Source organism: Cognatishimia coralii (assembly GCF_037478305.1).
GTDB lineage: Bacteria > Pseudomonadota > Alphaproteobacteria > Rhodobacterales > Rhodobacteraceae > Cognatishimia > Cognatishimia coralii.
Window position 1 is genome coordinate 18762 of the sequence record NZ_JBBGAZ010000021.1, and the last position, 10677, is coordinate 29438.

Genomic DNA, 10677 nt, shown 5'->3' on the forward strand with positions numbered 1-10677 from the left:
TTCACATTTTTCATTCGCATTTGGTGACCCTATGAATGTCCAAGCAAAAATCCCAAGAAAACAGCCGGTTCAATCCAGATCCAAAGCCACCTGTGCGGCGGTAACCGAGGCCACTATTCAGGTTTTAATGCGCGATGGTGCCGAGGCTTTGACGACCACGCGCGTGGCTGAACGCGCAGGGGTCTCAGTTGGATCGCTCTATCAATATTTCCCAAACAAGGCGGCATTGATCGAAGCGGTCCGGCAACAGTATTTCGCGATCCTCTCAAACACAGTTCAAACCGCGCTTGGATCGGCCGCGCATTTGCCGACCGAGCAAAAGCTGGCCCAGGCAATCGAAGCTCTGGTTAAAAGCAAGCGCGAGAACCTTGACCTGAACCAAGCCATGGCGCATGCGCAATATGGCCGCCAAAGCGCAGATTTTCCCAGCGAGATTGTCGCTCATTTTTCTCAGGTCGTTGTCAAACTCTACGAGCCAGACCGCGCCCAGGCCCTGACCGCGGATGACATGTCGCAAATCGAATGCACGGTCGCAGCCATTGAGGGTGCGCTGTCATACGCGGTGAAAACAAAGCCAAGCTGGTTGGCAGAGACTTGGTTCACCAACAAGCTTATTGATATCGCGGCTACTGGCCTGCCACGGTAACCAAGCGGGTTTCAAAAATCACCAAGGCCCGTGGAAATCGCCTTCTTTGTCCAAGCGACGGAACCCGTGGGCACCAAAAAAGTCCCGTTGACCCTGGATCATATCCGCCGTGCCGCGTGCCTGACGCACTTCGTCATACCACGACACCGCCGAGGATAGAGCTGGGACGGGCAAGCCAATCGTGACAGCCTGCGCGACAACGCGGCGTAAAGCTCCGATGTGGGTTTCCAGAAGGCTCGCAAACTCATCAGCCAAGATGAGGCGTCCATGTGGCAGGTCAGACCGGAAGGCCTGAGAAATGTCGTCCAACAATGCCGAGCGAATGATGCACCCCGCCCGCCAGATTTCCGCGATACGGGCATAGTCGAGATCCCAAGAGAACTCCTCAGACGCCGCTTTCAGGATCCGGAAGCCCTGCGCATAGGCAAGAATGCGTCCCACCATCAGAGCGGATTCCAAATCGCCTTCATCGAAAATCGCCGTCGTCGTGTCTGGCGCGGCCAAGACTTTGGACGCCGCCTGACGCACAACACGCTCAGACGACAAAACTCGCGCGCCGACCGCTGCTTCGATCACAGAAGCCGATTGCCCCATGCGGATCGCTTCGATCACAGTCCAGCGCCCCGTGCCCTTTTGCCCGGCCTGATCCACGATCAGGTCAATCATCGGCTTGCCCGTCTCCGGATCCACGCCATCCAGAACCTTACCGGTGATCTCGATCAGATAACTCTGCAACGTGCCTTCATTCCAGCAATGAAACAGCGGCGCGATCTCGGATGGCTTGCGCCCCTCGCCGTCCCGCAGCAGGCCATAGACCTCAGCAATCATCTGCATATCGGCATATTCGATGCCGTTGTGGACAGTCTTCACAAAATGCCCAGCGCCATCGGGACCGAGGTGCGCAACACATGGGTCGCCCTCGAATTTCGCGGCAATCGCCTCGAGCACTGGACGAAGAGGCTCCCATGATGCTTTCGACCCGCCGACCATCATAGACGGCCCATGCCGCGCGCCTTCTTCACCGCCGCTGACACCGACACCAAGGTATTGAAAGCCCGCGGCCTCAACACGTTCCGTCCGCCGCATGGTGTCGCGGAAATCGCTGTTGCCGCCATCGATGATCGTGTCACCGGGGGTAAGATGGGGCAGCAACGCGTCAATCGACGCCTCGACCGGGCCACCTGCGGGCACCAACAAAACGATAGCACGCGGCGTGGGCATTGCGGCCACCAAAGCTTCGACGCTTTCCGTTTTGGTCAACCGAGGCGCGAGATCGCCCGCGCCTGAGATCAGATCATCAATGGTAGAGGGGTCAAGATTATAGAGCGCAATGTCGTGGCCATTCTCGGCAATATTAAGCGCCAAGGCGCTGCCCATTGTGCCGACGCCAATCAAACCCATAGACGCTGTAGTCATGCTGATCCCCTCAATTCTGGTGCACATACCTCACCCGGAACGAAGTCGGACCGCAAGGGGACAATTTCAAGACCTAGAGCGTGATCCGATGGGCATAGAGCCGATCATAATGCGGTTTCATCCGCCGATGCACGCGCTGCACGCGGTCAGGTGCATCGGCGACCTCTACATATTTCCGCACCTGAGGGGTCAGCCCCGTCGACTTAGCAAGGTTGTGGTGAAAGGACCCGCCATCCCACCAGCTATGCTCGGAGGGGTCTCCGCCTGCTTCCCATGTCAAGGCCTCGGGTATGAACGGGATGCCGACGCTGTCGCAGAAGGCTTCGACCATGCCATCTGGGTTCTCTAGCAGGTCGTCGCTGTCAATCACGGGCGGAGGGGTTCCGTTCAAAGCCCATAGCAAATCAAACAGAGCGCGTTGCTCGGGGAATCCGACCTCTGCCTCATCAAAATCAGGCCATTTGTTGTACATCGATGAAATCGTCTTGGCCGGATCGCGTATGAGGAAGGCATGCGTGAAGTTGCCCAGGAACTCAGGATCCCACATGTGGTTGATGTAATGCGGGAAGTCTTTCAGGAACACCGGCCCCTTCTCTGCCCGCGTCTGTATGTCCTCCCACACGCTTTCAAGCGTCAAACCCGGCGTGACCTTTTCCCCCAGAGCAAAACGCGGCCACATTGGGTCTTCGCCCTGATACCAGGCCTCACCGAACGGTTCGTGCAGGCAATCCAGATCTCCTCGCTGCCGCATCATCCATTCAAAGGCCGTAGAGGTGGAGCGGGGAATTGCCCAAAGCGCGACGATCTTATGCATGGAAGCTCTCCAGTAGTGTGCCGTGATTGCCTTCGGGCGCGATGCCCAGATCTCGGAAGATCGCCCAATAGAGCGCGGTGTCATGGCCGATCACGGGCTTGCCGAGCCGCTCTTCGAGCATCGGCGTCAATTGCAGCGGCCGCTCGGGCACGCCGTCCGGCCCAGACCGGAAATTGCACATGCCGTTGATCAGATAAGCGTCAGCGTTCGGAGCCTGCTCGGCCACATAGTCGAAACTCTTGGCGGCTAGGTCACCGTCAAAAATCCAACGTTTCGCGTTCACCGCCTCTTGGCTGTCAAACCACCCTTGGTCATGGAAGTTGCCCGCCCAAAGCACGTCAAAGCCTGCTTGCTTCAGAAAACCGACGGTGCCTTGCCACCAAGCGGGCCAATGATAAGCAGCGTTCAAAGCAACTTTCTCGACGTTCATCGCCCGCAGGGCTTCAACCATTGCGTAGCCGGCCATGTTGAATTTCAGCCCGTAGCGGTCAGACAGATCTGCGCAGTGCTGCCGAATGCCTTCCACACCCAACCCGCTGGCGTGAACCCAATTGGACCCCACCTGCCCCGCCACATTGACTCCATTGCGCGCCATGCAGTGGACGAAGTCCTCTAGCATCCCAAAGTTGCGTTTTCGCTGATCAAGCCCGTGCTGATAGTTTGGATCGTGGAGCATCCACCCATGCACTCCAACGGACCGCGGCGCGATGCGCAGGAAATCCGATGGGGCCGCATCAAAATCAAACGGAGGACAGGTAAAGCCGACCTGATGCGGGAACAATTGCTGCTCCGGCGTCCAGTCCTGTGGCATTATCATTTGGTCGCTCATGAGCCCTCCCCTGCTCTTGGCTTTGACCACAAGCCTAAAGAGGGATTCCCACCGGTCAACTCCGGCGCGACCATATCCGGTGTCGCTTTCAGACCAAAAGAAAAGCCGCGTCGGTTGCCCGCGCGGCTTTTATGAACTGTGATGTGGCTGGATTAGCCCTGTTTGGACACCTGCAGGAATTCCAGCTCAACCGGTGTCTCACGACCAAAGATGGACACAGTCACCTTGAGGCGCTGGTTGTCCTCATCCACCTCTTCAACCATGCCGTCAAAGCCTTCAAACGGGCCATCGTTGACCTTGACCTTCTCGCCCACTTCAAAAGAGATCATCAGCTTCGGCGCTTCTTCACCCTCAGCAACACGGCCCAGGATCGCTTGAACCTCGGCATCGCGCATTGGCATTGGACGGCCTTGTGGACCAAGGAAGCCCGTGACGCGGTTGATCGAGCTGATGAGGTGATAACCCTGATCGCTCATTTCCATGCGCACAAGGACATAGCCCGGCATGAAACGACGTTCGGTCGGGACTTTCTTGCCGCGACGGACTTCGATCACTTCTTCGGTTGGAACCAGCACTTCTTCGATCTGATCCTCAAGCCCCTGCTCTTCTGCAGACTGGCGGATCTGTTCGGCGATCTTCTTCTCAAAGTTCGAGAGGACGCTTACGGAATACCAACGCTTTGCCATATGACCGTTCTTTCTCGTGTTTGCTGCGGCGCCTGCCGCGACTTGCCCAAGGCGGGATTGCCGCCTCCCAGATAAAAAACGGGCGCGGAGCTTGATTCGCTACGCGCCACATTCAATTAGCTTTGGACTTAAATCGACCCTTAGGGAAATTCAAGCGCTTTGTCAGGCTTTGGCCTTAGCCAAACATGGTGAGGATCGTCTCAAGCCCCATGCGGATCAGGATATCAACCACAGAGAAAAACGCAGCAAACAAGGCCGCCATGATGAACACCATCACCGTGGTCAGCAGCACTTCGCGACGGGTCGGCCAAACAATCTTGGAGACTTCGGCGCGGGTTTGCTGGATGAACTGAAGCGGGTTCGTGCGGGCCATGGGTTTTCTTCTCTGGTTAGATCAGGTGGTGACATACGCCGCACCGGCGACGAATTCAAGGGGCCTCACTCTCTGTTGTGACGCAGCGCTAATCGTTAACTGTTTGACACGATGACAGGCTGCACTCGCGTTAACCTGTGTTAACAAGCAGCATGGCTCTTAGACTACAACTCCTCTTCTCCTTCCTGATGCTCGTGGCCTCGCCGTACTTTGTTAAGGCCGATACCATAAGTGTCACAGCCCCGCCTGAAGCGGTCAGCTTCATAGATGGCGACAACCTCAAACTCTTTGGGGAAAATATGCGTCTGATTGATATCGATGCAGCTGAGCGTGGACAGACCTGCAACGCTGCTTCCGGTGGAACATGGGATTGCGCCAATACAGCGACAGAGACTCTCAAAGCACTGGTGCGTGGGCGCACCGTTTTTTGCCAATACAGCAGAAAAGACCGCTATGGGCGTCCCTTGGCGAAATGTTGGGTTGATGGAGTCAATATCGCCGAGGCTCTGGTCGATGCAGGCGTTGTGTGGGCTTACCGCGACAAGGGGCCATATGTCCCCAATGCAAAGGCTGCCAAGAAAAAAGGTATAGGCATTTGGCAAGCCGACACGCAAACACCGTGGGACTGGCGCGCCGAAAAACGCAGCGCATCCGGATCATAGACGCAATTTTTGGAGAAATGGCAGGGGCACCAGGGCTCGAACCCGGGACCTACGGTTTTGGAGACCGTCGCTCTACCAACTGAGCTATACCCCTACGGTGACGCTGGAATTACGCAAGACTCGCGAAAACTGCAAGAGGGAAAGACTCTTACTTGCGCATTTCTGCGGGATTCGAAGCAAGACTAGGCCAATTTACGGTATCCCATTGTACACAGATCAGTGAAACTTATGAAACAAAAGCGAAAAAACGGCACTCATAAAATGGTGAACGATTTTTTTTGCAGGGATCGGATCGCGGAAACTTCACATGGCACTCTCAAAAAACCACAGCCTGTACGCGACATATCCCTTTGTATATTGATCCGCACCTTCGATGTGCAGAAATGCGCAGCACCCTGTACGAATGCTGCTCTTTTCAACTCATATCAGCGTGAGTCAGCGTGTGCCATTTCGTGATTTCAAACTCAGCAATCCGATCCCTAGCTTGAACTCGTCAGCAAGACACTGGCACCCAACCAGACGGTCACTCCCCGTCCTACAACCCGAAAGGAATACATTATGAAACGTGTACTTACAGCTTCCGTCGTCGCCCTGATCGCAGCAACTGGTGCAGCATCCGCAATGACCAACGCAACAGGCGCAAACGTGGCTCTGATCCAGAAATTCGCACCTGAAGCAGATCTGTCCACACTGTCTGACGCAACCATCGTACACCTGCTGAACACCATCAACGACGATGGCGATGATAGCTTTGTTCAGACCCAGTCCCACGTTCGTTCGATCCTGAAGAACGGCTAATTCGTTCTCAACACCTTAATACTCTGACGGCTACTCCCCGTCTAACGAAACCGAAAGGAAAATATCATGAAACGTATTCTCACAGCTTCCGTCGTCGCTCTGATCGCAGCAACTGGTGCAGCATCCGCAATGACAAACGCGACAGGCGCAAATGAAGCCCTGATCCAAAAGTTCGCTCCCGAAGCTGACCTGTCCACCGTGTCTGATGCAACCATCGTTCACCTACTGAACACCATCAACGATGATGGCGATGACAGCTTTGTTCAGACCCAAGCACACGTGCGCTCGATCCTGAAAAACGGCTAAGGCAACACGTCCCTCTCCCTGCGACCGCAGTTTGGTCGCGGGGAGCAATGGGGCTTAAGCGCCCCAACTTCAGTGTGACTCGCCGCTAGGCTGCCGATTTGGGCGGCCTTTTTTGCGGCTACTCGCCTCAGGCCTCACCATATCCTTTTGGGATCACTGGAACCGGAAGCGTTTTTGCGCGCGCTTTCAGCGAGCGTCCAATTACAACACGGCTAATCTCTGTGGTGCCATCCACGATCCGCAGCATCTGGGAAAGTCGAGAAAGCCGATCCATGCCGTAAGGCTTAAGCAAACCCATGCCACCCAGAACTTGCGTACAGGTATTTGCGGCCTTAACCGCCGCGTCAGGCACAAATCGCTTGGCATGTGCGGCCATCAGTGGGCCTTGATCTGTACCCAATGCGTTAGCTGCCGCTTTGTACAAAAGACGAGAGGCCTCTAGATCTGTCGCCACTTCTCCGAGCATCCATTGAATGCCATCCAGATCCAGATTGGTGCCTTTGAACATTTTGCGGTTGTGACTATAAGCCAGAGCGGTGTCCAAAGCGGCCTGCATCAAACCGCAACACCCAGATGCAATCGAAACCCGAGCAATGTCGATCGCCATGAGTGACCCCTGCAGGCCCTGTCCCACCGGCAGGATGATGTTCTTTGCGCTCACCACTACGTTGTCCAAATACATCTCGGACATCGGCAGGAAATTATAAGATGGCGTCTCATAGCGAGGCCCAAAACTCAGACCCGGTGTATCTTTCGGAATAGCGATCATGGCCATATCCTTGTGACCCGGAGCGTCCGAGGTTTTGACCACTGTAAAATAGATATCCGCCTCACCCGCCAACGACACCCAGGCTTTCGCGCCGTTTATCGTCCATGTGCCGTCGGCATTGATCACAGCGCGGCTGTACATGTTGGAGGCGTCTGATCCGGATTGCGGCTCGGTAAGAGCAAAGTTGGCGAGCTTGCGCCCAGAGGTCAATTCGCGTGCCCACTCCGCTTTGAAAGCTTCCGTGCCAAAACCACACCCGGCGTAGGTGCAGATATTGTGCATCGACAAAGCGAACGCATAAGCACCATCGCCGCGCCCCAGTTCTTCGTAAACCTGGATGCCATCGCCGAGGCTGAGCCCCTGCCCCCCAAACTCCTCTGGCGCATAAAGCCCGGTCAGCCCAAGCGCCGCCGCCTTGTCAGAACTCGCGCGGGGCCAGACACCAGACGCATTCCAGGCGTCCACATTCGGCATGATCTCTTCCTCGCAATGTGTGCGAGCGGCTTTCAAAATACTGGTTATTGATACAGACACGGTACCCTCCAAACTCAATTGTCAGACAATTAAATGTCGGACAATTGAACCCTCTGCAATCACTGGATTTTGTGACGTTGGGGCACAAATCTGAGCGTGCATTTCATCCCGTGCATGCAGAAATAATTTTGGAAAGCGATGGTCTCCTGCCATGATCCACAATCAAAGAGCATGGGAGGGCAAAATGACAACGCATATGGATCTATCATCAAGCTGGGGCATCAATAACGATTATGCGCCGCTCAAACATGTTCTGCTAGGACGGCCCGAGTTTTACAAATGGGTTGAGGCCGGGCCGCTGATCGGACGCACACTGGCGAATGCAGACAAAACCGGCGCCAAATTCGATCTGCAACTTGCGATGGCGCAGCACGCGGAAATGGTTTCGATCTATGAAGAAAACGGCGTCAATTGCCATTATCTGCAAAGCGACGAGGCCCTGCACCGCAATTTCTTTGCCCGCGATAGCTCTGCCATGAGCCCATGGGGCGCTTTGATCTGCCATATGCAACTGAAGTGCCGCCGCGCAGATTATGTCACCGCGATTCAATTCTATCAGGACCACAATATCCCAATCTGGAAGTACGCCACCGCGGGGCATTTTGAAGGCGGAGATTTCAATATCATCGAACCCGGTCGCATTCTGATTGGCTATTGCGGCGAACGCTCGGAAAAAGAGGGATCCGAGCAGGTGGCAGAGTTTGTGCGGGCTGAGGGCTGGGAGGCCGTGGTTGCCCCGATCAGCCGAGAATTCGTGCATATGGACGGGCTGATCGTACCATTGGCAGAAAAGCTGGCGGTCGCCTGTATCGACGCAATGGAGCCTTGGCTTGTCGAGATCGTCAAAGGTTGGGGGATCGAGATCGTGGATGTCTCTTACCGCGAGGCCAAGAACCTCGGGGTGAATTTGGTGGCTCTGGGCAGTGAAAAAGTGCTGTCGATGGCGGGCGCGACGGATCTGAACGCAAAAATGCGAGCGCTGGGTTTTGAGGTCTATGATCCGGATATGTCGATGTTCACGCTGGGTGGCGGTGGTGTGCATTGCTTGTCGCAGGCACTGTGTCGGGAGGATGCTTGAGGAGAATTTCACCTTCTGAGCGACGTGCCAGCGTCGAAAATGGAACCGAAAACTTCTCTTCAGATAAACTTCGCCACACTAAATCGTGAGTTGAAAAAGAAAAACACCGTGGCTTAGGTCGGCAGCTCCCGTCGACAACCCCAGATTGCAAAAATTCCACCTGATCCAAGGCCAATCTTTCCCCGTAACCCCGTCAGATGCTCACGAGGGCATTCTGAAATGATATACATGGAGAGACCAAAATGATCCGCGCAGCAACTTTTGCACTGGCAACCCTAGTCGCAGTCCCAGCCTTCGCTGGCAGCCAAAAAGATATCGTCGACACCGCCGCTGGCACTGACGGCTTCAGCACTCTGGTCGCAGCGGTCCAAGCCGCTGGCCTTGTCGACACGCTTAAAGGCGACGGTCCTTTCACCGTATTCGCTCCGACCGATGAAGCGTTTGCGGCCCTGCCAGCGGGCACCGTCGAAAGCCTGCTGCTGCCTGAAAACAAAGAGCAGTTGATCTCGATCCTCACCTATCACGTGGTCCCAGGCAAAGTCATGTCCACCGATCTGGTCGACGATATGACTGCAGCAACTGTTCAGGGCGGAGACATCATGATCGACCTTGATAACGGCGTCATGATCAACGATGCGTCCGTCGCAGCAGCGGATATCGTGACGAGCAATGGCGTGATCCACGTTATCGACAAAGTGATCTTGCCTGCGGGCTAAGAGATCGTCTGCTAAGACACTTAGTCTGATCCCTAAGGGATCGATGGCCGGCCCCAAGCAGGGTCGGCCAATTTTCGTTGACTTAGGTAAATGCCACTTGCTGGCCGTGTCGAAACCCGCATCTTTCACCAATTCTAACGATATTTCGCTCGAAACAGCGACTTGATCTACCTCAAGGACCTGGCGCGCGAACAGCTCTAGTTTCTTCTTCAGCCACTCAACTGGTGAAAGGAGACCACCGCATGTACAAGAACATTCTCTTACCTGTTCTCTTCGACGAAGAGCATGACACAGAAGCCTCTTTCCGCGCGGCCAAAACACTGGCGGATGACGACGCGAAAGTGACCGTGATGCATGTGCTCGAAGCCATTCCAGTCTATGCAACATCGCATGTGCTTGCCGAAGCCTTGATCACGGCGCGCGAGGAAGTTGAAGGGCGTCTTGAGGAAACGGCGAACAAATTACCCGGATCTCAGCGGGTTCTTACCTCGGGAAACGCCGCGCACGAAATCCTCGAATATGCGAAAAACCACGACGTGGACTGTATCATTCTCGCGTCGCACAGACCGGGCTTTGGCGATTATTTCATCGGCTCGACGGCTGCGAGGGTGGTTCGGCACTCGCCTTCGGCTGTGCACGTCATCCGTTGAAAATGTGACCCGATAAGACCGCATATCGAGCGGCCGGCTTGAGCGATTTCTTTAAAAGAAATCGGTGTCAGATCCTTTCAAAGGATCTGCACACACAAAAAAGGCCGCCCCAAAGGACGGCCTTTCTGTAAGTCTTGCTTAGGGTGGGGTTTTACCCCACCGAACCCAAATTACTCAGTGATCTTGGAAACAACACCGGAACCAACGGTGCGGCCACCTTCGCGGATCGCGAAGCGCAGACCTGCTTCCATCGCGATAGGCGCGATCAGCTCAACGTCGAACTTCAGGTTGTCGCCTGGCATAACCATTTCTGTGCCGGAAGGCAGGTTCACGGTGCCGGTGACGTCAGTAGTCCGGAAGTAGAACTGTGGACGGTAGTTCGCGAAGAATGGGGTGTGAC

At 55.3% G+C, this 10677-nt stretch carries 14 protein-coding genes and 1 tRNA gene; 7 read left to right on the top strand and 8 right to left on the bottom strand.

Annotation, left to right across the window (positions count from 1 at the left end; all coding sequences use genetic code 11):
* The first annotated feature begins 31 nt into the window (after window positions 1–31).
* Entirely contained in the window at window positions 32–646 is a 615-nt protein-coding gene (locus WG622_RS18560; protein WP_339404825.1) for a TetR/AcrR family transcriptional regulator, read from the top strand.
* 18 nt (window positions 647–664) lie between these two features.
* On the opposite strand, the gene gnd is transcribed toward WG622_RS18560, so the two are convergent.
* The 5 genes from gnd to secE all read right to left on the bottom strand — a co-directional run bounded on the left by gnd (window position 665) and on the right by secE (window position 4764).
* On the bottom strand, window positions 665–2062 hold the full coding sequence (gnd, locus tag WG622_RS18565) for an NADP-dependent phosphogluconate dehydrogenase (RefSeq protein ID WP_339404826.1): 1398 nt from the start codon (window positions 2060–2062) through the stop codon (window positions 665–667).
* Between the two features lie 73 nt (window positions 2063–2135).
* On the bottom strand, window positions 2136–2876 hold the full coding sequence (locus tag WG622_RS18570) for a sulfotransferase-like domain-containing protein (RefSeq protein WP_339404827.1): 741 nt from the start codon (window positions 2874–2876) through the stop codon (window positions 2136–2138).
* Complete coding sequence (locus WG622_RS18575) at window positions 2869–3705, bottom strand: aspartate racemase/maleate isomerase family protein (RefSeq protein WP_339404828.1); 837 nt, start codon at window positions 3703–3705, stop codon at window positions 2869–2871. Before WG622_RS18575 ends, WG622_RS18570 begins: the two co-directional genes overlap by 8 nt.
* Before the next feature lie 152 nt (window positions 3706–3857).
* The gene (gene nusG, locus WG622_RS18580; protein ID WP_209355373.1) at window positions 3858–4391 is read right to left on the bottom strand and encodes a transcription termination/antitermination protein NusG; all 534 of its coding nucleotides are present in this window, start codon (window positions 4389–4391) and stop codon (window positions 3858–3860) included.
* Between the two features lie 175 nt (window positions 4392–4566).
* Window positions 4567–4764: a preprotein translocase subunit SecE gene (secE, locus tag WG622_RS18585; protein WP_209355372.1), complete on the bottom strand. Its 198-nt coding sequence runs from the start codon at window positions 4762–4764 to the stop codon at window positions 4567–4569.
* A gap of 152 nt (window positions 4765–4916) precedes the next feature.
* On the opposite strand from secE, the gene WG622_RS18590 reads away from it, so the two are divergent.
* On the top strand, window positions 4917–5426 hold the full coding sequence (locus WG622_RS18590) for a thermonuclease family protein (RefSeq protein WP_339404829.1): 510 nt from the start codon (window positions 4917–4919) through the stop codon (window positions 5424–5426).
* 18 nt (window positions 5427–5444) lie between these two features.
* Here the strand turns inward: WG622_RS18590 and WG622_RS18595 are convergent.
* Window positions 5445–5520 (bottom strand) — tRNA-Trp (locus tag WG622_RS18595).
* A gap of 464 nt (window positions 5521–5984) precedes the next feature.
* Between WG622_RS18595 and WG622_RS18600 the strand changes: the two genes are divergently transcribed.
* Window positions 5985–6224 carry a hypothetical protein gene (locus WG622_RS18600; protein ID WP_339404830.1) on the top strand — a complete coding sequence of 80 codons (240 nt, stop codon included), beginning with the start codon at window positions 5985–5987 and terminating at the stop codon, window positions 6222–6224.
* A gap of 66 nt (window positions 6225–6290) precedes the next feature.
* Window positions 6291–6530 (top strand): hypothetical protein, encoded by a 240-nt coding sequence (locus WG622_RS18605; protein ID WP_209355357.1) that lies wholly within the window; start codon window positions 6291–6293, stop codon window positions 6528–6530.
* Window positions 6531–6657: 127 nt separating this feature from the next.
* On the opposite strand, the gene WG622_RS18610 is transcribed toward WG622_RS18605, so the two are convergent.
* Window positions 6658–7833 carry an acyl-CoA dehydrogenase family protein gene (locus WG622_RS18610; RefSeq protein WP_339404831.1) on the bottom strand — a complete coding sequence of 392 codons (1176 nt, stop codon included), beginning with the start codon at window positions 7831–7833 and terminating at the stop codon, window positions 6658–6660.
* Between the two features lie 184 nt (window positions 7834–8017).
* On the opposite strand from WG622_RS18610, the gene WG622_RS18615 reads away from it, so the two are divergent.
* The 3 genes from WG622_RS18615 to WG622_RS18625 all read left to right on the top strand — a co-directional run bounded on the left by WG622_RS18615 (window position 8018) and on the right by WG622_RS18625 (window position 10277).
* Window positions 8018–8911 carry a dimethylarginine dimethylaminohydrolase family protein gene (locus WG622_RS18615; RefSeq protein ID WP_339404832.1) on the top strand — a complete coding sequence of 298 codons (894 nt, stop codon included), beginning with the start codon at window positions 8018–8020 and terminating at the stop codon, window positions 8909–8911.
* 242 nt (window positions 8912–9153) lie between these two features.
* Window positions 9154–9627: a fasciclin domain-containing protein gene (locus WG622_RS18620; protein ID WP_339404833.1), complete on the top strand. Its 474-nt coding sequence runs from the start codon at window positions 9154–9156 to the stop codon at window positions 9625–9627.
* A gap of 242 nt (window positions 9628–9869) precedes the next feature.
* A complete protein-coding gene (locus WG622_RS18625; protein ID WP_339404834.1) occupies window positions 9870–10277 on the top strand; it encodes a universal stress protein in 408 nt (135 codons plus the stop codon).
* A gap of 170 nt (window positions 10278–10447) precedes the next feature.
* Here WG622_RS18625 and WG622_RS18630 read toward each other — a convergent pair.
* The coding region (locus WG622_RS18630; protein ID WP_498371369.1) for an EF-Tu C-terminal domain-related protein at window positions 10448–10677 on the bottom strand (230 nt) is incomplete at its 5' end.

Excerpts from the sequence above, each read along its gene's own strand:
- WG622_RS18575 (WP_339404828.1), bottom strand. The coding sequence starts at position 3,705 with ATGAGCGACCAAATGATAATGCCACAGGACTGGACGCCGGAGCAGCAA.
- WG622_RS18570 (WP_339404827.1), bottom strand. The coding sequence starts at position 2,876 with ATGCATAAGATCGTCGCGCTTTGGGCAATTCCCCGCTCCACCTCTACG.
- secE (WP_209355372.1), bottom strand. The coding sequence starts at position 4,764 with ATGGCCCGCACGAACCCGCTTCAGTTCATCCAGCAAACCCGCGCCGAA.
- gnd (WP_339404826.1), bottom strand. The coding sequence starts at position 2,062 with ATGACTACAGCGTCTATGGGTTTGATTGGCGTCGGCACAATGGGCAGC.
- WG622_RS18600 (WP_339404830.1), top strand. The coding sequence starts at position 5,985 with ATGAAACGTGTACTTACAGCTTCCGTCGTCGCCCTGATCGCAGCAACT.
- nusG (WP_209355373.1), bottom strand. The coding sequence starts at position 4,391 with ATGGCAAAGCGTTGGTATTCCGTAAGCGTCCTCTCGAACTTTGAGAAG.
- WG622_RS18615 (WP_339404832.1), top strand. The coding sequence starts at position 8,018 with ATGACAACGCATATGGATCTATCATCAAGCTGGGGCATCAATAACGAT.
- WG622_RS18560 (WP_339404825.1), top strand. The coding sequence starts at position 32 with ATGAATGTCCAAGCAAAAATCCCAAGAAAACAGCCGGTTCAATCCAGA.
- WG622_RS18590 (WP_339404829.1), top strand. The coding sequence starts at position 4,917 with ATGGCTCTTAGACTACAACTCCTCTTCTCCTTCCTGATGCTCGTGGCC.
- WG622_RS18625 (WP_339404834.1), top strand. The coding sequence starts at position 9,870 with ATGTACAAGAACATTCTCTTACCTGTTCTCTTCGACGAAGAGCATGAC.
- WG622_RS18620 (WP_339404833.1), top strand. The coding sequence starts at position 9,154 with ATGATCCGCGCAGCAACTTTTGCACTGGCAACCCTAGTCGCAGTCCCA.
- WG622_RS18605 (WP_209355357.1), top strand. The coding sequence starts at position 6,291 with ATGAAACGTATTCTCACAGCTTCCGTCGTCGCTCTGATCGCAGCAACT.